A 24,861-nucleotide genomic window follows, 5' to 3' on the forward strand; every position below is an offset into this window, starting at 1 on the left:
TTTTGCTGCCTAGGACCCGAAAGGCCGTGTAGTGGCGTTCGATTCCCTCAGCCCTGAAGAGCTGGCTGCCTTGCATACCCGCCACCAGCAGGATTACGCGGAGCTGCAGGCCATGAAGCTGGCCCTGGATCTGACCCGCGGCAAGCCGTCTGCAGCACAGCTGGATCTCTCCAATCAGGTGCTCAGCCTGCCGGGTGACGATTACCGCGACGAAGAGGGCACCGACACCCGCAACTACGGCGGCCTGCACGGCTTGCCCGGACTGCGTGCCATCTTCGGCGAACTGCTGGGCATCCCGGTGCAGAACTTGATCGCGGGCAACAATTCCAGCCTGGAGTTGATGCACGACCTGGTGGCGTTCTCCATGTTGTACGGCGGCGTGGACTCGCCGCGGCCTTGGATTCAGGAGCAAGACGGCATTAAGTTCCTGTGTCCCGTACCGGGCTACGACCGGCACTTCGCCATCACCGAGACGATGGGCATCGAGATGATCCCGGTCCCGATGCTTCAGGACGGCCCGGACGTCGACCTGATCGAGGAGCTGGTCGCCGTCGATCCCGCGATCAAGGGCATGTGGGCGGTGCCGGTGTTCGGCAACCCGACCGGCGTCACCTATTCCTGGGAGACGGTGCGCCGGCTGGTGCAGATGCGGACGGCGGCGCCCGACTTCCGGCTGTTCTGGGACAACGCCTATGCGGTGCACACCCTGACGCTGGACTTCGTCCGTCAGGTCGATGTGCTCGGGCTGGCCGCCAAGGCCGGCCATCCACATCGGCCCTACGTCTTCGCATCCACCTCGAAGATCACCTTCGCCGGCGCCGGGGTCAGCTTCCTGGGCGGATCGCTGGGCAACATCGCCTGGTATCTGCAGTACGCCGCCAAGAAGTCGATCGGGCCGGACAAGGTCAACCAGCTGCGGCATCTGCGCTTTTTCGGCGACGCGGACGGGGTGCGCCTGCATATGTTGCGCCACCAGCAGCTGTTGGCGCCGAAGTTCGCGGCGACGCTGGAGATTCTGGATCGGCGGTTGAGTGAATCCAAGATCGCCTCCTGGACGGAGCCGAAGGGCGGTTATTTCGTAAGCCTCGACGTCTTGCCCGGAACGGCGCGGCGAACGGTCGCCCTGGCCAAGGACGCCGGTATCGCGGTCACCGAAGCGGGAGCGTCGTTCCCATATCGAAAAGATCCCGACGACAAGAACATTCGGATTGCGCCCACATTTCCCTCGCTGCCCGACCTGCGTAACGCGGTCGAGGGACTGGCGACCTGTGCGCTGCTGGCCGCTTCCGAGTCGCTGCTCGGGCTGGCGTCCTCTACTGCGCACTGAGTGTGAAGCGACGGCTTTGGGTGTGAGTTGACGGCGTAAACGCCGGCCGATCGCCCGCCCTGGGTGCACTCGCAAAGCCGTAGGTACACACGCAAAGCCGTGGCTTCACACTCGTCGCCCAGCCGTCCGCATCGTCACCCCGCGCCGGTAGCCTGCTGACGTGGCCCTGTACCGCAAATATCGACCGGCATCGTTCGCCGAGGTGGTGGGGCAGGAGCACGTCACCGAGCCGCTGTCCATCGCCCTGGACGCCGGCCGCATCAACCACGCATACCTTTTCTCCGGGCCGCGGGGGTGCGGAAAGACCTCATCGGCGCGCATCCTGGCCCGGTCGCTGAACTGCGCGCAGGGGCCGACCGCCCACCCGTGCGGGGTGTGCGAATCCTGCGTGGCGCTGGCGCCGAACGCGCCCGGGAGCATCGACGTCGTCGAACTCGACGCTGCCAGCCACGGCGGCGTCGACGACACCCGCGAACTGCGCGACCGCGCCTTCTATGCACCCGCACAGTCGCGCTACCGGGTGTTCATCGTCGACGAGGCGCACATGGTGACCACCGCCGGGTTCAATGCGCTGCTCAAGATCGTGGAGGAACCGCCCGAGCACCTGATCTTCATCTTCGCCACCACCGAGCCCGACAAGGTGTTGCCGACGATTCGATCGCGCACCCATCACTACCCGTTCCGCCTGCTGCCGCCGCGCACCATGCGGTCGTTGATCGGGCGGATCTGTGAACAAGAAGACGTCCTCGTCGACGACGCGGTGTATCCGCTGGTGATCCGCGCCGGCGGCGGTTCCCCGCGCGACACGCTGTCGGTGCTCGACCAGCTGGTGGCCGGAGCCGAGAGCAACCACCTGACATACCAGCGGGCGCTCGGGTTGCTGGGTGCCACCGACGTCGCACTGATCGACGATGCCGTCGACGCGCTGGCCGCTGGGGACGCCGCGGCGCTGTTCGGTGCGGTCGAATCGGTGATCGACGCCGGCCACGACCCGCGGCGCTTCGCCACCGACCTGCTGGAGCGATTCCGCGACCTCATCGTGTTGCAGGCGGTGCCGGATGCGGCGAGCCGCGGCGTGGTGGATGCGCCCGAGGACGTGCTGGACCGGATGCGAGAGCAGGCGGCCCGAATCGGGCCGGCGACGTTGACCCGCTACGCCGAGGTGGTGCAAGCCGGGCTGGGTGAGATGCGCGGTGCGACGGCGCCACGCCTGCTGCTCGAAGTCGTCTGCGCGCGATTGTTGCTGCCCTCGGCCAGTGAGGCCGAGTCGGCGCTGTTGCAACGTGTCGAGCGGATCGAGACCCGGCTGGACATGTCGATCCCCGAGTCCGCGCCGGCAACCGCACCCGCGCCGGCCAAGCCGGCACCGCAGCCGCGGCGGTCGGCGGCACCGGCGCCCAAGCACACCGCGGCCCCTGAACCGGCTGCGCCGACCGCTTCGCCGCCGGCTGAGGCTCCGTCCGGGGAATCAGCTCCGGTGCCAGGCGAACCCAGCGCGGCCGCGGTGCGAACCATGTGGCAGACCGTTCGCGACAAGGTGCGCCAGCGCAGCCGCACCACCGAAGTGATGCTGGCGGGCGCCACTGTGCGTGCCGTGGAGGACAACACCCTGGTGCTGACCCATACCTCGGCGCCGCTGGCCAAACGATTGTCCGAGCAACGCAACGCCGACGTGATCGCTGAGGCGCTCAAAGATGCGCTGGGCGTGAACTGGCGGGTGCGCTGCGAGGCGGGCGCACCTGAGCCGGCGCAGCCGACCGCCCTCGCGAAGGTCGAAGAGCCTGCCCCCGAAGTGGATTCCGCGCAGCGCTTCGCACGCGAGGAGCGTGAGGAAGAGGAAAGCATGCTGGCCGAAGCCGGTCGCAGCGATTCTTCACAGCCGCGCCGGGATCCCGAGGAAGTCGCGCTGGAACTCCTACAGAACGAACTGGGCGCCCGTCGTATCGAAGGCTGACTGTGGCGACCCGCCACGAGGTTAGGCCGGCTAAGGCGTCCACCAAGGTCGCAGCGGCAGGTTGTCATTGCCCCAAGTGTCGACGTTGGCGGCCAGCACGTGATGCAGCTGAAGGTTGTTCTGCTCGAAGGCCACTCGGGAAGCGGCCATGTACAAACCCCACACTTTGGCGATGGGCAGACCAACCTCCACGACCGCCTCTTCCCAGTGCTCGACGAGATTGCGGCACCAGTCGCGCAGCGTCATCGCGTAGTGGTGGCGGAAGTTCTCCTCGTGCAGTACTTCCAGACCGACGTCCTGCACTTCGGTGATGATGCGGCCCGAACCCGTCAGCTCCCCGTCGGGGAAGACGTAGCGGTCGGTGAATCCGCCCGCGAAGGAGGTCTGCTTGTTGTCCTGGCGGGTGATGCAGTGGTTGAGCAGCAGCCCGCCGGTGCGCAACTTCGACTTGAGGAAACCGAAGTATGCCGGGTAATTCTTCACGCCGATGTGCTCGGTCAGTCCGATCGACGAAACGGCGTCGAACCCCGTCTCGCGCACGTCGCGGTAGTCGGAGTGACGCACCTCGGCCAGGTCCTGCAGACCTTCGTTCTCGATCGCTTTCTGCGCCCACTTGGCCTGCTCGGCCGACAGTGTCGCGCCGATGGCGCGAACGCCGCGTCGCGCCGCGTAGCGAAGCATGCCGCCCCAGCCGCAGCCGACGTCGAGCAGCCGGTCGCCGGGCTTCAGCCCCAGCTTTTCGAAAATCAGCCGGTACTTGTTCTCCTGGGCCTCTTCCAGCGTCGCGTCGGCGGTCGGATAGACCGCGCACGTGTAGGTCATCGACGGCCCGAGCACCCATTCGTAGAACGTGTTCGAGACGTCGTAGTGGTGGTGGATCGCCTCGGCGTCGCGGGTCTTGCTGTGCATGAAGCCGTCCGCGACCCGACGCCAGCGTGGCGGATTCTCCTGCGGCGGCGGTGCGACCGGCAACAGGTGCTCGACGCCGATCGAGCGCACGACGTTGGCCAGCGTCCGCAACGACGGCCGCTTGAACTCGACCTTGTCGGTCAGCATCTTCAGCAGCTCGTACGGGTCGCCCGGGTGCACACCACGGGCCTGCAGGTCACCCGATATGTAGGCGCGGGCGATGCCGAGCTCGCCGGGCGCCGTGGCGAGGTAGGTGGCACCGCGGGGAGTGCAAAGATCCAGGCCCATTTCGGCGTCGTTGCGCCCCGCCGTGCTGCCGTCGTAGGCGGTGAACTTCAGCGGATGCTGTCCGCCCGCCGTCAGGATCTCCAGCACCTCGGCCATGCTGAGCTTGCCGGTGGTGGCGCGCTCCGGGTGCTTTGTCTGATTGATCGCTGTCATTGTCGTTGCACCGCCTTTGCGTAGAGATCGAGCAGACGCGAGTCGGGGTCGTACGTCTTCTTCACGGTGTTGTAGCACTCCCCGCCATAGAGCTGATCAAACTCGTCGCGGGTGTAAAAGGAATCCGAGTACAGCGATTTGTGGCCGTCGAGCTCGCTGACCTTGGCCTCGATCCTGCGGTTGGTCGCGCCCTGGTCGGCGCCGGCCGGCACCGAAGACCAGAACCCGACGTTGACGAAGGTGTGGTCCGGCCGGATCGGATACAGCGGCCAGCCGGCGTGATCCCGCAGCCGCAGCGGACACAACCAGAGGGGTGCGATCGGCACGTTGTCCAGGAACCACCCCAGGAACTCGGTGGTGTTTTCGATCGGCACCTCGACGTCCTGCACGACTCGCTCCCGCGGCGGGCGCCCGTTCCGCGCCTCGATCCGGTCTGCGATGCCGAAGCGCTGATCCAGGGCCACCAGCCGCCAGTAGACGCTGCTGCGACGGTACCGGCGCGGCCACCACCGTCGCAGCCGCGGGTTCTGCGCCCCGAACGCACGCGAGCACCAAAACCAATCGGTGTCCCAACGCCAGAAGTAGTCGTGGATGGTCAACCGGTCTTCTTTGACGCCGGCGTCGTGCTGAATGGACCGGTAGTAGATGTCTTTGCCGGTGTAGTCGCTGACGGGTCCAGGAGTGGTGGTCCGGCTGCCAACGCAGAGGTAGCTTTCGTCGGCGCTGAACACCACCCCGTCGAGGTAGTCCACTGGGACGCCGTCCAGGCCGCCGGTGTCGACGATGCGTTCCATCGTCTCCAGCAGTTCGCTCAACGAGTGGAATCGTATGTGCCGCAGTGTCACAAACGGCGCGACGGGCTCCAGCTCTATCCGCAATCTGGTCGAATACCCCAGTGTCCCATAGGAATTCGGAAAAGCACGATACAGGTCGGTGTACTTTTCCGGAGACACGGTGAGCAATTCGCCTGCGCCGGTGAGGATGTCCATCTCCAGCACCGATTCGTGCGGCAGACCGTTGCGGAACGATGCCGATTCGATGCCCAATCCGGTTACCGCACCGCCCAGGGTGATGGTCTTCAGCTGCGGGACGACAAGTGGCGAAAGTCCGTACGGCAGTGTCTCGCTCACCAGATCTTCGTAGGTGCACATGCCGGCCACGTCGGCGGTGCGGGCTTCTTGGTCAATGCTGATGACTCCGGTCAGCCCCGAGACGTCCAATCCGGGCGCATCCTGTTTGGTGCGGGCGCGGAACAGGTTTGACGTCGGCTTCGCGAGTCGAACCGTGGCTGTTGCGGGGATAGATCGATAGCTCGCCAGCAGCCGCTCTACGCCCGACGCGTGAGCCGACAGGGCGGATATCGGAACAGGCACCAGATATACCCTAGTCTCCGATGACACAGCGTGCACCCGCACGCGAGCGGCACCGCAATCACGACACGAGGAGTTGCGCCTGATGGGACAGGTGAGCGCAGCCAGCACGATCTTGGTCAGTGCTGAGCCCGCAGCGACACTGGCTGCAGTCGCGGATTACCAGAACGTTCGCCCGAAAATCCTTTCCCCGCACTACAGCGAGTACGAGGTGCTCGAGGGTGGCCAGGGGCAGGGCACTGTCGCCAAGTGGCGGCTGCAGGCCACCGAATCACGCGTTCGCGACGTGCAGGTCAACGTCGACGTGGCGGGCCACACCGTCATCGAAAAGGACGCGAACTCGTCGATGGTCACTAACTGGACCGTGGCGCCCGCCGGGCCCGGATCCAGCGTCACCGTCAAGACCACCTGGAATGGCGCGGGCGGTGTCAAGGGCTTCTTCGAGAAGACGTTTGCGCCGCTGGGGCTGAAGAAGATTCAGGCCGAGGTGCTGGCCAACCTGAAGAAGGAACTGGAAAGCTAGCGCACCTGTCCCTGGGTAGCCAGGAAGCCGGCGATGCCGCGGACCACCGCGTCGGCGTATTTCTGCCGTCCGTCGGGGGACTCCATCAACGCCGAATCGGCAGGGTTCTTCATGTTGCCCAGCTCGACCAGAACCGACGGATACTGCGCCAGGTTCAACCCGGCCAGATCCGAACGGCCGTAGAGGCCGCCTTGGCCGATGTAATTGGCGGGCGGGATGCCCGACGCCTGCAGCTGGTCACGCATGATTCGCGCGTATTGCACCGACGGTCCCGCCTGGGCCGCGTTGAGCGGCGGGGCCGAGTAGTTGACGTGGAACCCGCGGCCGGACGGCGGGCCGCCATCGCCGTGCAAGCTGACGATGGCGTTGGGATGCAGCGCGTTGGCCATTTCGGCGCGTTGGTCGACGCACGGGCCCAGCGCATTGTCGTTGGCGCGCGACATCGCGGTCCGGACACCCAGCGCGTTCAGCGCGGCCCGGACTCGCAGGGCGGTGTCCCAAGTGAAGGTGTGTTCCTGATAGCCGGTGTTCGTTGACGTTCCGCTGGCCTGGCAGTCCTTGGTGCCGCCGCGGCCGGTAGGCACCTGGCGGGTGATCGACGCGTCGTTGGCGCCGTTGTGGCCGGGGTCGATGAACACAACCATGCCGTTGATGTTGGACGGGGCCGCGGAGGCCGCGGGCATGATCGCCGTCGCCGCGGCTACAACTACACCGACTAAACCGAGGATCGTTCTGATGCCGGCACTTGCCCCGACACGGGAGCCGTCTGGTACGTCCACGGCGCAAAGGTAGCGGCGCTCGGTCTACGCTGGGTGTTTCGAATCGCCCGACAACCGCAGGCGAAACCAACTCGAGACCAAGATGCGAGAGGACTGTCATGCAACCCGGAGGCGATATGTCGGCACTGCTCGCTCAGGCGCAGCAGATGCAGCAAAAGCTGATGGAAGCTCAGCAGCAGTTGGCGAACGCAGAGTTGCTCGGTCAGGCCGGCGGCGGCTTGGTCAAGGTCCTCGTGAAAGGCAGCGGCGAGGTGGTTTCTGTGACCATCGATCCCAAGGTCGTCGACCCGTCGGACATCGAGACCTTGCAGGACTTGATTGTCGGCGCCATGGCCGACGCGTCTAAGCAGGTCACAAAAATGGCGCAGGAGCGGTTGGGAGCACTGGCCGGCGCCATGGCGCCGCCGACGCCGCCGACCCCGCCGGGTGTGCCCGGCGTCGGTGGGCCCTGACTTGGACTGACATGTTCGAAGGACCCGTCCAGGATCTGATCGACGAGCTCGGCAAGCTGCCGGGCATCGGCCCCAAGAGCGCCCAGCGCATCGCCTTCCATCTGCTGTCGGTCGAACCGCCGGAGATCGACCGGCTGACCGCCGTGCTGGCCAAAGTCCGTGACGGCGTGCAGTTCTGCGCGGTGTGCGGCAACGTTTCCGACAACGAGCGGTGCCGGATCTGCGCCGATCCGCGCCGGGACGGCTCGCTGGTGTGCGTGGTCGAGGAGCCGAAGGACATCCAGGCCGTCGAGCGCACTCGCGAGTTTCGGGGCCGCTACCACGTGCTGGGCGGCGCGCTGGATCCGCTGTCCGGGATCGGCCCCGAACAGCTGCGCATCCGTGAGCTGTTGAGCCGCATCGGTGAGCGGGTCGACGGAGTGGACATCACAGAGGTGATCATCGCGACCGACCCGAACACCGAGGGCGAGGCGACAGCCACCTACCTGGTTCGCATGCTGCGCGACATTCCGGGCCTGACCGTGACGCGGATTGCGTCCGGACTGCCGATGGGCGGCGACTTGGAGTTCGCCGACGAGCTGACGCTCGGCCGCGCGTTGACCGGCCGCCGCGCCATGGTTTAGCACGTCAACTGCCAGGCAGCGCATGGTGATCCCAGGGCTGTCGGTGTTCGGCACAAACGCTGGCGGCTCATTTGTGTGACGGCACGCGACTAGCCGACTAAGCTTCGGCTCGAGGGATCCGGTTGAACCGTTCGACCGAGGTCCTCGTCACGGGGTGGGACCAATGAGCGTAATTGCAGGCGTCTTTGGCGCGTTGCCGCCATATCGCTATTCCCAGGAAGAGCTCACGGATCTGTTTTCCAGCATCCCGGAGTTCAAGGGTTACGAGGACATCATCCGACAGGTGCACGCCAGCGCGAAAGTCAACGGTCGCCACCTCGTCATGCCGAAGGAAAGGTATCGGGCACTGTCCGACTTCGGCGAGGCAAATCGGATCTTCATCGAAAACGCCGTGGACCTCGGGTGTGAGGCGCTGGTGGGAGCGCTGGATGAGGCGGGCCTACAACCGCAAGACCTCGACATGCTCATCACGACGACGGTCACCGGGCTCGCGGCGCCGTCGTTGGATGCCCGGATCGCCGGGCGGCTGGGTCTGCGCGATGACGTGCGGCGGGTACCGCTGTTCGGCTTGGGCTGTGTGGCCGGAGCGGCAGGGGTAGGGCGGCTGCATGACTTCGTGCGCGGTATGCCGGACGGCGTCGCGGCACTGGTCTCGGTCGAGCTGTGCTCACTTACCTACCCGGGGTACAAGCCGACGCTGGCCGGTTCGGTGGGCAGTGCTCTATTTGCTGACGGAGCCGCGGCGGTGGTTGCCGTCGGCGAGCGTCGCGCCGAATGCGTCGGCGCCACCGGCCCGGATATCGTCGACTCGCGTAGTTGTCTCTACCCCGGGTCGCTGGACGCCATGGGCTACGACGTGGGCACCGGAGGGTTTGAACTCGTGTTGTCCAAGGAAGTCGCGAATGCGCTACAGGAAAACATCGGCGAGGATGTCACCACGTTTCTGGCCGCGCACGACCTGACCACCACTGACGTCGGCGCATGGGTTGTCCATCCCGGCGGTCCGAAGATCATCGACGCGATCACAACGGCCCTCGACCTGTCACCCGAGGCACTGGAACTGACTTGGCGTTCGCTCGGCGAGGTAGGCAACTTGTCGTCGGCGTCGGTGCTGCACGTGCTGCGCGACACCCTCGCCAAACCGCCGCCCAGCGGAAGCCCGGGCCTGATGATCGGCATGGGCCCTGGCTTGAGTTCCGAACTCGTATTGATGCGCTGGCACTGATTCGCGCGCCGCGGCTCTGGACTTTAACGTGCCGAGAGTCGCTCGCGGCGCAGCAGCTCCACCTCGGGCAGCTCCAGCGGCGGCAACTCACCCACCACCTGGGAAAGCAGCAGGTCGGCGAGTTCCGGGTTGCGCGCCAGGCAGGGCCCGTGCATATAGGTCGCGACGACGCTGCCTTGAACTGCGCCGTCGACGCCGTCTCCGGCCCGGTTTCCGGCGCCCTTGACGACCTCGCCCAGCGGGGACGCCGCGGCACCCAGAACGGTGCCGCCGCGATGGTTCTCGAACCCGGTGAGGTGCTGGGTCAGGCCGTCGCGCAGCGGCTTGCTCACCAGTTCCCCGATGGTGCGCGAGTTCTGCGGCGAAGTGGTCAGATCAAGCAGCCCTACACCCTCGACCCGCTCCCCGGCAGACGTCTCATACCAGTGCCCGAGCACCTGGATCGCGGCACAAATGGCCAGTACGGGGGCACCGCGGCCGGCCGCGCGCTGCAGACCGGGGTAGCGCATCAGGTGCCGAGTGGCCAGCCGCTGTGCGTAGTCCTCGGCGCCTCCCAGCGTGTACAGGTCCAGCGAGTCCGGTACCGCGTCGGCCAGCGTGATCTCGACGACCTCGGCCGCGATGCCGCGTAGGAGCAGCCGTTGGCGCAGCACCACCGCGTTACCGCCGTCGCCATAGGTGCCCATGACGTCGGGCAGTACCAGTCCGATGCGCACAGTCGAGTCAGCCACGCCGCATCAACCTGCGCTGCAGCTGAAGGAACGCGGTGTAGTTGGCGACGACCTCGACCCGCCCTGGTGGGCACGAGGCGATGGCGGCGAGCGTGTCGTGCACCAGGGTGTGCGGCACGCCCGCGTATCCCAGGCGTACCGCCAGGTCGGTGCCGCGTTCTCCGGCAGCTACCACCGGGGTGGTCTTGCAGGCGTCCGCGAAGTGCTCGAATCGCACGTCCCACAGCCAGGACAAGTCCTCGCCGTCGGGGATTTGCCCGTTGACCGCGATGACCACCCCGTCCGCGTGCTCGTCCACCATCGACAGGGCTTCCTGCCAGCCCGCCGGATTCTTGGCCAGCAGGAGGCGCGCTTCATGCGGGCCGGTACGCACGGTCCGGTAGCGTCCGGCAACTTCGTCGACGGCGGATACCGCCGCGACGGCCTTCGCCGGATCGGCGCCCAGCGCGACGGCAGCGGCGACGGCCTGAGCGGCGTTGCCGCGATTGACCGAACCGGGCAGCGCCAGGCGCATCGGCAGCGTCAGCCCGTCGGGCCCGTGGAGGTTGTCGTCGTCGAACCACCAGTCGGGACTGGGCCGCTTGAAGTCGGCGCCGGTGCTATGCCATTGCGCCCCTTCGCGGACGATGACCTCGCCGCTGCGGGGGCAACTCACCGAGTCGTTCGACCAGGCTCCGCCGGCGGCGACCCACACCACGTTGGGGCTGTCGTATGCCGCCGATGCCATCAGCACGTCGTCGCAATTGGCGACCACGACCGCCTTCGGGTGCCGGGCCAGGCCGGCCCGCAGGGTGCGTTCGATGACGTTGATCTCGCCGACGCGGTCCAGCTGGTCGCGGGAGAGGTTGAGCAGCACCACGGCGGACGGCTCGACCGCGTCGGATACGTGCGGCACATGCATCTCGTCGACTTCCAGGGCCGCCAGTGTGGCCCGACGGTCGGCGGCCAGCGCGGCCACCAGACCGGCGTCCATGTTGGCGCCCTCGGCGTTGGTGGCAACTGCACCCAGCGTCCCTAGGGCGGCAGCCACCATGCGGGTGGTCGTCGATTTGCCGTTGGTGCCGGTGACGACGACCGTGCGCCGGCCCTGTCCGAGCTGGCGTAGCACCGAGCGGTCCAGGGTCATCGCCACCAGGCCGCCGATCATCGCTCCGGCCCCGCGTCCGGTGGCTCGCGACGCCCAGCGCGCGCCGGCGCCCGCGGCGAGTGCGAGCCGAGCACGGGTGGTAACCACCCGCGCAGTTTAAGGGCGATCGCAAGCGCGGCGCTGTGCGCCGGGCGCGGCGGGTCGCCCTCGTCGGGCTTGCGGCGATCGCAAGCGCGGCGCTGTGCGCCGGGCGCGGCGGGTCGCCCCCGTCGGGCTTGCGGCCTTCTAGTTCAAGCGCCGACACGATGCGCAGCGACCGGGGGATGTCGGTTGGACGTGCCATTCTCAACCCATGAGCCACACCTGGGGACGGCCGGCCAGCCACCCGGACGAGGGTTGGGCCGTCATCGACGTCGAGACGTCGGGTTTTCGCCCTGGACAGGCGCGCGTCATCAGCATCGCTGCCCTTGGCCTCGACGCCGACGGCAAGGTGGAGCAATCCGTGGTCAGCCTGCTCAACCCCGGCGTGGATCCGGGCCCCACCCATGTACACGGCCTGACCACCTCGATGCTGGAAGACCAGCCGCAGTTCTCCGACATCGTCGGTGACGTGGTCAAAGTGCTGCGTGGCCGCACGCTGGTAGCACACAATGTCGCCTTCGACTACGCGTTCCTGGCTGCCGAGGCCGAGATCGCCGAAGCCGAACTTCCCGTCGACACCGTCATGTGCACTGTCGAGCTGGCTCGCCGGCTGAACCTCGGCATCGACAACTTGCGGCTGGAAACGCTGGCGGCGCACTGGGGTGTGAGCCAGCAGCGCCCGCACGACGCGTTCGACGACGCAACCGTGTTGACCGGGGTGCTGGCGGCGGCGTTACGGCGGGCCCGTGAACGCGATGTCTGGCTGCCGGTACGTCCGGTGACCCGACGCCGCTGGCCCAACGGCCGGGTGACGCACGACGAGCTGCGACCGCTCAAAGCGCTGGCTTCCCGACTGCCCTGTCCATACCTGAACCCAGGTCGCTACGTCCGTGGCAGGCCGCTGGTTCAGGGCATGCGCGTGGCGCTGGCCGCTGAGGTGGGACGCACCCATGAGGAGCTCGTCGAGCGGATCCTGCACGCCGGGCTGGCCTACAGCGACGCCGTGGACGTCGAGACCTCGCTGGTGGTTTGCAACGAAAAGGCTCCGGAACAGGGCAAGGGTTATCACGCCGTGCAGTTGGGGGTGCCGGTGGTTTCCGACGCCCAGTTCATGGACAGCGTCGACTCGGTCGTCGGTGGTCGCAGCATGGAGGAATTCACCGCCATCGTCGACGAGCAGTTCGCGCTGTTCTGACACCCCGGCCACAACGGGCCGGCTACTGCGGCCGGCCGACCTCGTAGCTGCCCGCATCGTCGGTGAACCGGACGGGAAACTGCCACCGCACGCTGTCGATGGTCGCCTCGCAGGTGAAGGTGGTCCCCTTCTTGATGGTGAGGTCGTGACCGCCGTTGCAGACGACGCCGTTGACGTTCTTGGCGCCGTAACCGATGGGGTCGACGAGAACGTGTTCGATACCCGCCTCCGCCTGGTGGACATCGAGCTGGCGGGTGAGAAAGAAGCCTGGCGCACCGAATCCCAATACCAACAGAACCGTGCCCAACAGGATGCACAACGCGGCAGCGGTTAGCAGCAGGGCCCGCTTCGAGAACGGGCCGGCCAAGCCGGTTGGGGCTGCGAAATAACCGGGCGTCGGCGGTTGCGCCGGGAAATATGGCTGGGCCAACGGCGGCCAGGGTGGCGCCATCGAATGTGCGACGTATTGCGGGTTCATGGTCCGACCTTGCTGACGACGTACAACGCGCTTGCTTTATAACCTTACCGTAGCACTGCAACGGTTTAACTATTGCAGTATATGGGAACTGTCAGCTCATCGTCAGCTGGGCGATGAGGGTTGTGATTGCGTCGGCAGCGTCCTGCGGAATCGGGCGGTCGGATTCGGCATCTTCGAGGACGTCTATCGGCAGCCCGGCGGCGGTCGCGGCCTCGTCGAGGCTAATTTCGGCGCGATGGCGAGCCCCGTGCAGGCGTTGACCCAGCGTGGCGCGAGGGGATGCCGCGGCGCGGGTCATCAGGTCGTTGTAAGCGCGGCGGACGCTGCTCAACGCCAAGACGACGGATGGTGTCCCCTTGGCGTTGCGGGCGGCGTTCGCCGCTACCTTCTCGAGTTTCCGCAGATCAGCGAGGATGCTGCTGGCACGCGGCGTGAAGTCGGGGTCCGACGGGTCAGGCAGGGCGGTGATGGCCGCCGTGATGCTGTGCATGGCCAACTCGACCGCCTCGGCCATCAACGGCGCACGTACGGTATCGCTGAACGCTTCGGTCGCCTGATCGGACGGAGCGGCGGCTGGTGCGCCGGGCGCGGCGGCTGCCCCGCTGCGGATGCGAGCGATGGTGCCCGGCGGCCAGTTCAGCACCTTTTCCAGCTTCGACAACGTCGCGCGGCGCGGCCAGCTGCGGCCCTTCTCGAACGCGATCAGGGTGCCTGCGTTGATGATCTTGTCCCTGGCAAGGCTGCGTTGCGTGAGCTCGAGTTCGTTCCGTCGCGCGGCTACCGCGCGGCCGGCACGCGCGACACCGGGATCCGTCTCGCCTTCCCACCATTCGTCCTCGTCGGGTTCGGCCACGTCGAGCACACCGGTTACTTCGAGTGAGTCGTCGATCGGTTCACCGGGCATCAGGCTCACCGGAATCCCGTCGGGGGCGCCGAGGTGAATCGTCGTGGGGCCGGTGATGAGCACCGAGCTGCGGCGCACGCCGTCCAAATACATGCCATTGGTGCTGGTGTCGATGGCTTCCCAGCCGTCGCGGCGCGGTTCCAGTCGAAGATGCCACCGGGAGATCCGGTCATCGGTGATCCGCATGACCGCCCCGGCGTCTCGGCCGATGACGGCGACGCCGGCCCGCGGGTCAAGAGTCTGCGAGTCTTGCCCGATTTGCACCGCCAGGCGCGGTGCGAGCGCCGGCGCGCCGTGGTCAATTGTCACTGCTGGCTCCCGTGGTCCGTGCAAGATGCGCCTACAGATGCTACATCTTTCCTGGGACGTGAACGGTCGCCGAACCGCGGGTCGTAAGGCACAGCGCAGCAGATGTTGGCATCGGCTCAGGAGCATGACCGGCAACCGCGGGGTGCGGGAACGGCTAGTCATAGCGGCTGAATCGCCTATCCGCCCAGTTCAGCGAAACAATCTGCGTCGTGGCGACGAAGACGGACAACGCCGGAGCATAGCGCTACAGTTAAAATGTTGCATTAATACGGTGCTTCGTTTAAAGTCGTGGCATCCGCGCGTCCGAGAGCGAGCTAGAAGCGATGAATGCAGGTATGACGCCCCAGCGGCGGGCGACCGGCTGGTCGAGGGGTTTGGCCCGGTCGCGCCGCCGAAACCGCCGAAACCGCCGTCGCCACCGAATCGGTCTCCTAGCGGGAAGGAATCAATGATGTCCCCAGCGTCGAAGAATTTGTCCGCGCCTGCTGGTCGCGCACGAGGGCGCGCGGGCCGCGCCGGTCGGGCGAATCGCGTGGCCGTCGGTTTGCGCGCCGTCACGTTCGCGGCCTTCGGCCTGTGCCTGATGTTGACCGGCTGCTCGGTCACCACAGCCGGCCGACCGACCGCTGCACCCGACCTCGGTCGTTGGCAGCCTGCGCCGATTCAACCGGCGCAACTCAACGGGCTGCTGCTCTCCCCGAGCGAAGTCAACGACATCGGTGGATTGACCGACCTGACGCTACGCAGCACGCTCTCGCAAATGGCCACCGACGACGAAAGTGTCGTCGGACGTAACTGCCTGGATATTTATACGCCGGTCCAGGAAAAGGTCTACCGCGACAGCAACTGGAACGTCGTGACCGGACAGCTGCTCAACGACGGGGGACCGCAGGGCGGCCCACGCCACGCCGTGATTCAAGCTCTGGTCGGTTTCCCGGACGCCGAGGCGGCTCAGCAATTCTTCCGGCAGGCCGAACAACGGTGGTCCGCCTGCTCCGGCAGGTCCGTCTTCGTGATCCGGTCGGGCCGCGCCCCGGTCGCCTGGTCATTTCGCGACGTCGAGACCAACGACAACACCCTGACTGCGACGCAGATCCCCAGCTTCAGAGACGGCTACACCTGCCAACGAGCAATGGGACTGCGCAACAACGTAATCATCGACACGCTCTGGTGTGGGTTCGGCACGATGAGCCAAGCGGCCCAGGTCGTCGGCAAAATCGCTGCCGCCGTCTCACATACGTGAGCGGTTTATCCGGCGAGGGCCCGGTTGACCGCGGACACCACAGCGCGCAGCGACGCCGTGGTGATCGACGGCGCAATCCCCACCCCCCAAACGGTCCGGCCTTCGACGGGGCCGGATGGGTGGCGACCCGCTTCGCCCGGCTCCGCCGCGCTTGCGATCGCCACGGTGTCTGATGGGTGGCGACCCGCTTCGCCCGGCTCCGCCGCGCTCGCGATCGCCACGGTGTCTGATGGGTGGCGACCCGCTTCGCCCGGCTCCGCCGCGCTCGCGATCGCCACCGAAGCCTCGACGTAGGCGGCTGCCTGGGCGTCACCGCCGGCACTCATCGCGTGCTCGGAGTAGTCCAACACCGCAACCTTGAATCCGACGCTGCCCAGCGCATCCACGAAAGCGTCCAACGGGCCATTGCCGGTCCCGCTGATCTCGGTCTCGACCCCGTTGATCTTGACCGTTGCGGTAATACTGGTCGTGCCGCTGTCCTCCTCGGGAGCGTCGACACGCTGCCTTATCCGCTCCAGCGGCAGTATCGGAGCCAGGTACTCCTCGGAGAACGCGTCCCACATCTCTTTCGGCGAGACCTCGCCGCCTTCGCCATCGGCGATCTTCTGGATCACTTGCGAGAACTCGATCTGTAGCCGTCGCGGCAGAACCAGGCCGTAATCGGCTTTCATGATGTAGGCCACCCCACCCTTGCCGGACTGAGAGTTGACCCGGATCACCGCCTCGTAGGTGCGCCCGACATCTTTGGGGTCGATCGGCAGATACGGCACCTGCCAAAGGATGTCCTCGACGTCGGAGTCGGCCGCGTCCGCATCCACTTTCATCGCGTCGAGTCCCTTGTTGATGGCGTCCTGATGGCTGCCGGAGAACGCGGTGTAGACCAGGTCACCGCCATAGGGATGGCGCTCATGAACCGGCAGTTGGTTGCAGTACTCCACGGTGCGCCGGATTTCGTCGATGTTGGAGAAGTCGATCTGCGGGTCGACGCCGCGGGAGAACAGGTTCAGCCCCAGGGTCACCAGGCAGACGTTGCCGGTGCGCTCGCCGTTGCCGAACAGGCAGCCCTCTATCCGGTCCGCGCCGGCGGCGAAGCCCAATTCGGCTGCGGCGACGGCGGTTCCACGGTCGTTGTGCGGATGCAGGCTGAGGATGACGGACTCGCGATTGGCCAGATTGCGGCTCATCCACTCGATCGAGTCGGCGTAGACGTTGGGGGTCGCCATCTCGACGGTGGCCGGCAGGTTGAAGATGATCGGGTTCTCCGGCGTCGGCTGGATGACCTCGGCCACGGCGTCGCAGACCTGCTTGGCGTACTCCAGTTCGGTTCCGGTGTAGGACTCCGGCGAATACTCGAACCGCCACCGCGTCCCGGGATACTTGGCGGCTTCCTCGACGCACTTTCGGGCGCCGTCGGTCGCGATTGCCTGCACCGCGGGCCGGTCGGCGTGAAAAACCACGCGGCGCTGCAGGATCGATGTCGAGTTGTAGAAGTGGACGATGGCCTGCGGTGCTCCCTCGCACGCCTCGAATGTGCGCTCGATCAGCTCGGGCCGGCATTGGGTCAGCACCTGGATGGTGACGTCGTCGGGAATGGCGCCGCCGGTGATGATCTCCCGAACGAAGTCGAAGTCGGTCTGGCTGGCCGACGGGAAGCCGACTTCGATCTCCTTGTAGCCCATGCGGACCAGCAGGTCGAACATGCGGCGCTTTCGAGCTGGGCTCATCGGGTCGATCAGCGCTTGATTGCCGTCCCGCAGGTCCACTGCGCACCACAGGGGAGCATGAGTGATCACCCGGTCCGGCCAGGTACGGTCCCGGAGGGTGATGGGCTCGACCTCTTCGGCGAACGGCCGGTACCGGTGGATCGGCATCGACGAGCCGCGTTGGGGATTCCACACCGGCTGACCGGGGCCGGGCGGCCCGACGGGTTTCACGACGGTGCGAGCTTTCGACGTCTCGCTGTAGGCGTCAGGTGAATCAAAACTGGTCACGGTAATTGCTCCGGGGGATGTGAGAAGGAACCTCAGACCGGCGGATCGCCAACGCCCGCGACGGGAAGCCGGTCTGGATCAGACCCCGTCGCGGCGTCCGAGGAGGAGCACCCGCTGCACGTCAAGAACTCTACCGCGATCCGCTCCGAGCCCAAAACCGCGCCAAAACGGTCACGGCAATTGAGTGTGACGTGACGGCTTTGCCGGTGAACCCAGGGCGGCCAAATCGCGAAATTGCCGCCCTGGGTTCACACGCAAAGCCCTGAGTTCACACCTAATGCCGCAAGCGCACAATCGTTGGGATCGCCCGACGAAATCGGGATGCGCCGCCAAGTATTCTGTTGTGGACTTAATTCACGAGACAGGACAGATCAGTGGCGCTCGTCGTGCAGAAGTACGGCGGATCCTCGGTGTCCGACGCCGACCGAATCCGCCGCGTCGCCGAGCGCATCGTGGAGACCAAGAAGCAGGGCAATGATGTGGTGGTCGTTGTTTCTGCGATGGGCGACACCACCGACGACCTGCTCGAACTCGCTCAGCAGGTATGCCCCGTCCCGCCGCCGCGGGAACTCGACATGCTGCTGACCGCCGGTGAACGCATCTCCAATGCGCTGGTCGCGATGGCGATCGAATCGCTGGGCGCCAAAGCCCGGTCGTTCACCGGTTCGCAGGCCGGCGTGATCACCACCGGCACCCACGGCAACGCGAAAATCATCGACGTGACACCGGGACGGCTGCAGGCGGCGCTGGATGAAGGGCGCATCGTTCTGGTGGCCGGATTCCAGGGCGTCAGCCAGGACACCCGCGACGTCACCACGCTGGGCCGAGGCGGTTCGGACACCACGGCGGTCGCCCTGGCCTCGGCGCTGCGAGCCGATGTCTGCGAGATCTATACGGACGTGGACGGCATCTTCAGCGCGGACCCGCGGATCGTGCCCAACGCCCGCAAGCTGGACACGGTCACCTTCGAGGAGATGCTCGAAATGGCGGCGTGCGGCGCCAAGGTGCTGATGCTGCGCTGCGTGGAATATGCCCGCCGCTACAACATGCCGGTACACGTCCGGTCCTCGTATTCGGACAAGCTGGGCACCGTCGTCGTCGGATCGATCAAGGACATAGCCATGGAAGACCCCATCCTCACCGGCGTCGCTCATGACCGCAGCGAGGCCAAGGTGACCGTCGTCGGGATACCCGACATCCCGGGATACGCAGCCAAGGTGTTCCGCGCCGTCGCCGAGGCCGACGTCAACATCGACATGGTGTTGCAGAACGTGTCCAAGGTGGAGGACGGCAAAACCGACATCACATTCACCTGTTCACGCGACATCGGGCCCACCGCGGTGGCCAAGCTGGACTCGCTCAAAGACGAGATCGGCTTCACCCAGCTGCTCTATGACGACCACATCGGCAAGGTGTCACTGATCGGCGCGGGAATGCGCAGCCACCCGGGCGTGACGGCGACCTTCTGTGAGGCGCTGGCGGCGGTGGGGGTCAACATCGACCTGATCTCCACCTCCGAGATCCGCATCTCGGTGTTGTGCCGCGACACCGAGCTGGACAAGGCCGTCGTGGCGTTGCACGAGGCGTTCGGGCTCGGCGGCGAGGAGAAGGCGACGGTGTACGCGGGGACGGGTAGGTAGCGTGGGCGCGAATCGGGTGTCAATTGGTGTAGTGGGAGCCACCGGTCAGGTGGGACAGGTGATGCGCACCCTGCTCGACCAGCGAGACTTCCCGGCGGACTCGGTGCGGTTCTTCGCGTCGGCCCGCTCACAGGGCCGCAAGTTGCCTTTCCGTGGCCAGGAGATCGAGGTCGAGGACGCCGCGACGGCAGACCCGACCGGCTTGGACATCGCGTTGTTCTCGGCCGGCAAGACGACGTCTCTGGCGCAGGCGCCGCGCTTCGCCGCCGCCGGGGTGACGGTGATCGACAACTCTTCGGCGTGGCGCAAGGACCCCGACGTGCCGTTGGTGGTGTCCGAGGTCAACTTCGCGCGCGACGCATACCGCCGACCCAAGGGCATCATCGCCAACCCGAACTGCACCACGATGGTCGCTATGCCGGTGCTCAAGGTGCTTCACGACGAAGCCCAGCTGGTCCGCATGGTCGCCTCGACGTACCAAGCGGTCTCCGGGACCGGCCTGGCCGGGGTGGCAGAGCTGGCCGCGCAGGCGCGCGCGGTGGTCGACGACGCCGAGCAGCTGGTGCACGACGGCGGCGCGGTCGACTTTCCGCCGCCGAATGCCTACGTCGCTCCCATCGCGTTCAACGTGTTGCCCCTGGCCGGTTCCCTGGTGGACGACGGCTCCGGCGAAACCGACGAGGACCAGAAGCTGCGCCACGAAAGCCGCAAGATCCTCGGCATCCCCGATCTGCATGTCAGCGGCACATGTGTGCGGGTACCTGTGTACACCGGACACTCGCTGTCCATCAACGCCGAGTTCGCCCGGCCACTGTCACCCGAACGAGCGCGTGAACTGCTCGACGGCGCTCCCGGCGTGAAGCTGGTGGATGTTCCGACCCCGCTGGCCGCCGCCGGCATCGACGATTCACTCGTCGGACGCATCCGTCAGGACCCGGGGGTGCCAGACGGGCGAGGGCTGGCGCTGTTCATCTCGGGTGACAACCTGAGAAAGGGCGCGGCGCTGAACACCATCCAGATCGCCGAGCTGCTGGCCGCCGAATTGTGATCTGCGGGTGAAGTCCGCCCGCACCCGCCGGTTTTCGCGATGCTCGCTGTTGGCCGCGTGTCTTCTTGTCCCGCAAGGCATTTGGGCCGCACATGCCGACCCGCCGGCACCGATTCCGCAGCCGATCCTGCAGCCCTTGGCCCCTGGTGAGGTGCTGCGCATCGGGCCGACGGCCGGCACCGGAACGCCCACCGGAGACTACGGTGTCGGCGCCACGGACCTGTGCGAGTTCGTCGAGTTCCCGACCCGGCTGTTGCAGGTCTGCGGCGACAGCTTCGCCGGCCAGGGCGTCGGGTTCGGAGGCTGGTACTCGCCGGTTGCGCTGCAGGTCGACACCGCATCCGTCGACGACCCCGCCGGGGTGCGCTACACGGGTGTCACCGGAATCAGCCAACCGCTGCTGGCCGATCCCACCCCGCCCGGGGACTCACAGCTACCCGCCGGAGTCGTGCAGATCAACCGGCGCAACTACCTGATGGTGACCACCACCCACAACCTCGAGCCGCAGAGCTCGCGGCTGGTCATGCCGGTACCGGCGCGCGCCGGTTGGCAGACCATTGCCGGGTCCCGCCGCGATGCGTCATACCAGGGCGGTCGTCAGACCCAGATCAGCGGATATTACGACCCGATCCCCACCCCCGATTCGGCGAGCGGATGGGTGTACATCGTCGCCAACAGCTTCACCCGCAGAGATCCGGTAGTGCTGTACCGCGCAACGCCTCAGACCTTCGTCGACCGGTCTCGCTGGCAGGGCTGGGCGGCTGGACCCGGGGGCGGCTGGAACAGGCCGCCGACGCCGTTGTGGCCCGACAAGGTCGGCGAGATGTGCATCCGCCAGATTGACGGCAAAACCGTGCTGTCCTATTTCAACGCCAGCACGGGCGACATGGAGGTGCGGGTCGCCAACGATCCGACGTCGCTGGGTGATGCGCCGGTGACCACGGTGGTGCAGCACGACGAGTGGCCTGAGCCAGCGGAAAGCCTGCCGGCCCCGTATGACAACCGGCTGGCGCAGCCCTACGGAGGGTACATCTCGCCCGGCTCCACACTCGACGAACTGCGAATCTTCGTCAGCCAGTGGGACACTCGCGCGCGGGTGAGTGCGCCGTACCGCGTGATCCAGTTTGCCGTCAACCCGTTCAAGCCGTGATCGGAGGCTATTTCGGGCCTCAGTAAGCAATGGGTACACAGCACATCCCACCAGCCGTGCGGAAGCACTCCGCGTGCTCGCGTCGGATCCTATGCTGCGCAGATGAGCGAGTTCCATGCGTCGCTGCCGCCGGATCTTCCCGGTCTCCCCTCGGCCGAGGGACCCTTACCCGGCCCGGAGCAATTGATCGGCCGCCCCCGCGCGTTGGCCGTGGACGTACTCGGTGAATTGCACGGTCCGCTGTTCTACTCGGACTTCAACGGCGGCATCAGGAAGCTCTACGCGTGCTCGCTGGAGCTCGTTGCCGAGCTTTGCGACGAAAGCCGGTTCGCCAAGAACCTCACGGCAACCCTCGCCCGAGTCAGGCCGTTGGCAGGCGACGGCCTGTTCACGGCCTACCACGGAGAACCGAACTGGCAGCGAGCCCATGATGTCCTCGTACCGGGCTTCAGTTACGCGGGCTTGCGCGCCTATCACCGCGCGATGCTAGACATCAACTGCAAACTGATCAACCGGTGGGACGCCAGTGCCGGAGTCGGGCCGGTGGATGTGTCTAACGACTTGCAGAAGCTGGCCATGGACACCGTGGGGCTCGCAGGATTCGGTTCGCGCTTTGACTCTTTCGACTGCCCGGGCCTGGCTGCGATTCCGCAGAGCTTCACAACGGCCCTGGGGGAGTTGGTATCTGAAGCGCCGACGCCGGTTTTCAACGAAGAATTGGGCACTTTGTACGCGTTCATCGACGGGCTGATAGCCGAGCACACATCCGGCGGTCGTGAATTCGAGGACCTGTTGGCGTTGATGCTGCAACAGGATTCGGACGGCAAACCTGTGCTGGAGACGGAGAACATCCGCAACCAGATCCTGACCTTCCTGATCGCCGGCCAGCTCACCACATCGGAATTGATGCCCAACGCGCTGTACAACATCGTCAACGATCCGACCGTCCTGCATCGGGCGCAGGCAGAGGTAGACGCGGTGTTCGGAGCCGAAGACGACTACCTGCCCGGATACGACGACATCGGCAAGCTGACCTATCTGCGGCAGGTCATCGAGGAAACCCTGCGACTGTCCCCGCCGGTGCTCAGTTTCGATCGAATGGCCTTGGAAGACACCGTGATCGGTGGCAAGTATCCGATCAAGCGCGGCGAGGCGGTCACGGTACTTACCGGCGCATTGCACCGCCAGCCGCAGTGGGGCGACAACGTCGAGCTATTCGATCCCGACCGCTTCGCTCCCGAACGTTCGGCGGCCCGGCCGGCCGCGTTGTTCAAACCTTTTGGAACCGGCGCACGATCATGCATCGGCCGGCAGTTCGCGCTCCATGAGGCGGCCATGGCACTGGCCCGGATCGTCCATCGCTACCGCCTCCTCGACACCTTCCACTACGTGCCGCAGTGGGAAACTCCGAACAGCCGTCGGCCGGTCGGATTCCAGCTCGATGTCCTCCGGCGCACCGCACAGGACCGCCGTACCGACGCACCCGGCGTCGAGGCGGCCGCCGGACAGAACGCAGTGCAGCACCCAACGGCGATCATGGCCGGCACCAGGCTGGTCATCTTTCACGGCTCCAACCTCGGCACGTGCCGTGCGCTGGCCCGCCAATTCGCCGATGATGCAACGGCTCTGGGCTGCGTCGCGACAGTGGCGCCCCTCGATGACGCCGTTGGCGGCTTCCCTGAAGCCGAGGCGATCGTGATCATCGCTTCCTCCTACAACGGACAGCCGACCGACGATGCGCGCGCCTTCCTCACCTGGCTACTCGACGCCGATACCACGCTGGATCCGACACCCAACGTCGCTGTTCTCGGCGTGGGTGACCACAACTGGGCGGACACCTACCAGGTGGTTCCGCAACGCATCGACGAGCGCCTCCACGAGCTGGAAGCCAACCGATTGGTCCCGCGGGCAGCGGCCGACACCTCGGGGGACATGGTCGGCACGATCGAGGAGTTCGCAGCCGCGCTGTGGTCATCGTTGGCCGAACGCTTCGGAGACCCCGACGCGGCGCCCCTCACGGATGCAGACGAACCGCTTTACGAGATGCGCCAGATCGTCGGGCCGGTGACGGCGGCGATGGACGCACGGTCGTCGGTGATACCGATGACCATCGTCGAGAACACCCAACTGGTCAGCGCCGGGCTGGGGCAAGCCAAAACCAATGTCCGCGTGGACCTTCCGGACGGCGTCGACTACCAAACGGGCGACCACCTCACGGTGATGGCCGACAACCCGCCCGAGGTGGTCGACGCGGTTCTGGCGCAACTGGGCATCGACCCTGGATTGAGGTTAGCGATCAATCCTCGGCGCAGCTCTCGGCGGCTCATCGCGCTGGACCGGGAGGTCAGCGCACGAGAACTGCTCACGCACTTCGTCGAATTGCGAAAACCGGTGACCAGCAGTCAATTACGCAGTCTTGCGGCGGCCAACGGCAATCCTGCGGAGCGCCGGCGGCTTACTGAACTGGCCGAGGCCTCAGACGGCTGCCCGCTCAGCGTGCTGGAATGCCTCGACGAATATCCGGCTTGCGTGCTCACCGGTGCCGAACTTCTCGAGCTGCTCGACCCTATGGTGCCGAGGCACTATTCGATCGCATCGTCGTCGATGCTGTCGCCACGCACGGTAGGACTGGTCGTCAGTGTGCTGGATGCGCCGGCTCGTTCAGGTCACGGTCTGTTCAAAGGTGTCGCGTCCAATTACCTGGCGACAGTCCAACCCGGCCAAGTGATCCGGGCGCGCGTCGACCCGGCCCGGCAGGCATTCAGGGCCGGTGCCGATCCGGCCAAGAACGTGATCCTGGTCAGTGCCGGTACCGGCGTCGCACCGTTCCTCGGTTTCCTCGGCGACCGACTGGCAGCACAGAGCGCCGGAGCGCCGGTGGAGCCTGCGTTGTGCTTTTTCGGGGTGCGTGACCCGGAGGTCGATTACATCTTCCGAGACCGCTTCGAGCAGGCCGAATCCATCGGCATCGTGCAGATGCGCCCGGCCTTCTCCAGGGCGCCGCAGGGCGGGGTTCGCTATGTGCAGGACCGGATCGCCGCGGACGCCGACGACGTGTGGGACCTGTTGGGTGACCCGGGCAAGGACGCCCACGTCTACGTGTGCGGCGACGGCGCGCGGATGGCGCCGGCGGTGCGCGGATCGTTCCTCGACATTTATCGGGCACGGACGGGCGCTGATGATGGTCAGGCCCGCGACTGGCTGAACGGCCTCATCGAGTCCGACCGCTACGTCGAGGACGTGTGGGCCGGGTGAAAGTGATTTCGCGGAGTGCTCGGCACTGCGCTGGGCAACGAAGGATTGCCAGGATGATTCGGTAGGAGGAAGGTATCCGGTACCGG

General features: G+C 66.3%; 20 protein-coding genes. 12 read left to right on the forward strand and 8 right to left on the reverse strand.

Annotated elements, in window-relative coordinates; translation table 11 throughout:
- Nucleotides 1–31 precede the first annotated feature (31 nt).
- Both A5791_RS04845 and A5791_RS04850 read left to right on the forward strand, forming a co-directional pair.
- On the forward strand, nucleotides 32–1,327 hold the full coding sequence (locus A5791_RS04845) for an aminotransferase class I/II-fold pyridoxal phosphate-dependent enzyme (RefSeq protein ID WP_067232007.1): 1,296 nt from the start codon (nucleotides 32–34) through the stop codon (nucleotides 1,325–1,327).
- Between the two features lie 160 nt (nucleotides 1,328–1,487).
- Nucleotides 1,488–3,281 (forward strand): DNA polymerase III subunits gamma/tau, encoded by a 1,794-nt coding sequence (locus A5791_RS04850; RefSeq protein WP_067232014.1) that lies wholly within the window; start codon nucleotides 1,488–1,490, stop codon nucleotides 3,279–3,281.
- Nucleotides 3,282–3,311: 30 nt separating this feature from the next.
- On the opposite strand, the gene A5791_RS04855 is transcribed toward A5791_RS04850, so the two are convergent.
- Nucleotides 3,312–4,631, reverse strand: coding sequence for a class I SAM-dependent methyltransferase (locus A5791_RS04855; RefSeq protein ID WP_197504598.1), 1,320 nt, complete (start codon nucleotides 4,629–4,631; stop codon nucleotides 3,312–3,314).
- Nucleotides 4,628–6,007, reverse strand: coding sequence for an FAD-binding oxidoreductase (locus tag A5791_RS04860; protein WP_067232117.1), 1,380 nt, complete (start codon nucleotides 6,005–6,007; stop codon nucleotides 4,628–4,630). The genes A5791_RS04855 and A5791_RS04860 overlap by 4 nt, the downstream gene beginning before the upstream one ends.
- A 79-nt stretch (nucleotides 6,008–6,086) precedes the next feature.
- On the opposite strand from A5791_RS04860, the gene A5791_RS04865 reads away from it, so the two are divergent.
- Entirely contained in the window at nucleotides 6,087–6,524 is a 438-nt protein-coding gene (locus A5791_RS04865; protein WP_067232016.1) for an SRPBCC family protein, read from the forward strand.
- Here the strand turns inward: A5791_RS04865 and A5791_RS04870 are convergent.
- Complete coding sequence (locus A5791_RS04870) at nucleotides 6,521–7,261, reverse strand: Rv3717 family N-acetylmuramoyl-L-alanine amidase (RefSeq protein WP_369828019.1); 741 nt, start codon at nucleotides 7,259–7,261, stop codon at nucleotides 6,521–6,523. The two genes, A5791_RS04865 and A5791_RS04870, sit on opposite strands and share 4 nt — an antisense overlap.
- A gap of 140 nt (nucleotides 7,262–7,401) precedes the next feature.
- On the opposite strand from A5791_RS04870, the gene A5791_RS04875 reads away from it, so the two are divergent.
- From A5791_RS04875 to A5791_RS04885, 3 genes are all read left to right on the forward strand, one after another.
- Nucleotides 7,402–7,755, forward strand: coding sequence for a YbaB/EbfC family nucleoid-associated protein (locus A5791_RS04875; RefSeq protein ID WP_067232024.1), 354 nt, complete (start codon nucleotides 7,402–7,404; stop codon nucleotides 7,753–7,755).
- 11 nt (nucleotides 7,756–7,766) lie between these two features.
- Nucleotides 7,767–8,378, forward strand: a complete 612-nt coding sequence (gene recR / locus A5791_RS04880) for a recombination mediator RecR (RefSeq protein ID WP_067232027.1) — start codon at nucleotides 7,767–7,769, stop codon at nucleotides 8,376–8,378.
- 163 nt (nucleotides 8,379–8,541) lie between these two features.
- Nucleotides 8,542–9,603, forward strand: a complete 1,062-nt coding sequence (locus A5791_RS04885) for a type III polyketide synthase (protein ID WP_067232030.1) — start codon at nucleotides 8,542–8,544, stop codon at nucleotides 9,601–9,603.
- Nucleotides 9,604–9,626: 23 nt separating this feature from the next.
- Here the strand turns inward: A5791_RS04885 and A5791_RS04890 are convergent, their stop codons facing one another.
- Entirely contained in the window at nucleotides 9,627–10,334 is a 708-nt protein-coding gene (locus A5791_RS04890) for a type 1 glutamine amidotransferase (protein WP_067232033.1), read from the reverse strand.
- Nucleotides 10,327–11,568 (reverse strand): Mur ligase family protein, encoded by a 1,242-nt coding sequence (locus tag A5791_RS04895; protein ID WP_067232036.1) that lies wholly within the window; start codon nucleotides 11,566–11,568, stop codon nucleotides 10,327–10,329. The genes A5791_RS04890 and A5791_RS04895 overlap by 8 nt, the downstream gene beginning before the upstream one ends.
- A 205-nt stretch (nucleotides 11,569–11,773) precedes the next feature.
- Between A5791_RS04895 and A5791_RS04900 the strand changes: the two genes are divergently transcribed.
- A complete protein-coding gene (locus A5791_RS04900; protein ID WP_067232039.1) occupies nucleotides 11,774–12,757 on the forward strand; it encodes a DEDDh family exonuclease in 984 nt (327 codons plus the stop codon).
- A gap of 22 nt (nucleotides 12,758–12,779) precedes the next feature.
- Here the strand turns inward: A5791_RS04900 and A5791_RS04905 are convergent, their stop codons facing one another.
- Both A5791_RS04905 and A5791_RS25800 read right to left on the reverse strand, forming a co-directional pair.
- On the reverse strand, nucleotides 12,780–13,235 hold the full coding sequence (locus A5791_RS04905; RefSeq protein WP_067232042.1) for a DUF4333 domain-containing protein: 456 nt from the start codon (nucleotides 13,233–13,235) through the stop codon (nucleotides 12,780–12,782).
- A gap of 91 nt (nucleotides 13,236–13,326) precedes the next feature.
- On the reverse strand, nucleotides 13,327–14,448 hold the full coding sequence (locus A5791_RS25800; RefSeq protein ID WP_197504600.1) for an FHA domain-containing protein: 1,122 nt from the start codon (nucleotides 14,446–14,448) through the stop codon (nucleotides 13,327–13,329).
- A 532-nt stretch (nucleotides 14,449–14,980) separates the two neighbouring features.
- Between A5791_RS25800 and A5791_RS26650 the strand changes: the two genes are divergently transcribed.
- Nucleotides 14,981–15,691 carry a sensor domain-containing protein gene (locus A5791_RS26650; protein WP_067232048.1) on the forward strand — a complete coding sequence of 237 codons (711 nt, stop codon included), beginning with the start codon at nucleotides 14,981–14,983 and terminating at the stop codon, nucleotides 15,689–15,691.
- A 5-nt stretch (nucleotides 15,692–15,696) separates the two neighbouring features.
- On the opposite strand, the gene leuA is transcribed toward A5791_RS26650, so the two are convergent.
- Nucleotides 15,697–17,682 carry a 2-isopropylmalate synthase gene (gene leuA / locus A5791_RS04920; protein WP_067232050.1) on the reverse strand — a complete coding sequence of 662 codons (1,986 nt, stop codon included), beginning with the start codon at nucleotides 17,680–17,682 and terminating at the stop codon, nucleotides 15,697–15,699.
- Between the two features lie 374 nt (nucleotides 17,683–18,056).
- On the opposite strand from leuA, the gene A5791_RS04925 reads away from it, so the two are divergent.
- The 4 genes from A5791_RS04925 to A5791_RS04940 all read left to right on the forward strand — a co-directional run bounded on the left by A5791_RS04925 (nucleotide 18,057) and on the right by A5791_RS04940 (nucleotide 24,775).
- Nucleotides 18,057–19,322, forward strand: coding sequence for an aspartate kinase (locus A5791_RS04925; protein WP_067232054.1), 1,266 nt, complete (start codon nucleotides 18,057–18,059; stop codon nucleotides 19,320–19,322).
- A 1-nt stretch (nucleotide 19,323) separates the two neighbouring features.
- Nucleotides 19,324–20,370: an aspartate-semialdehyde dehydrogenase gene (locus A5791_RS04930; protein WP_082966743.1), complete on the forward strand. Its 1,047-nt coding sequence runs from the start codon at nucleotides 19,324–19,326 to the stop codon at nucleotides 20,368–20,370.
- A 7-nt stretch (nucleotides 20,371–20,377) separates the two neighbouring features.
- Nucleotides 20,378–21,520: a DUF4185 domain-containing protein gene (locus A5791_RS04935; protein ID WP_067232057.1), complete on the forward strand. Its 1,143-nt coding sequence runs from the start codon at nucleotides 20,378–20,380 to the stop codon at nucleotides 21,518–21,520.
- A 102-nt stretch (nucleotides 21,521–21,622) separates the two neighbouring features.
- Complete coding sequence (locus A5791_RS04940) at nucleotides 21,623–24,775, forward strand: cytochrome P450 (protein ID WP_067232059.1); 3,153 nt, start codon at nucleotides 21,623–21,625, stop codon at nucleotides 24,773–24,775.
- Nucleotides 24,776–24,861: the final 86 nt, after the last annotated feature.

This window comes from Mycobacterium sp. 852002-51163_SCH5372311, assembly GCF_001667115.1.
Classification (GTDB): Bacteria; Actinomycetota; Actinomycetes; order Mycobacteriales; family Mycobacteriaceae; genus Mycobacterium.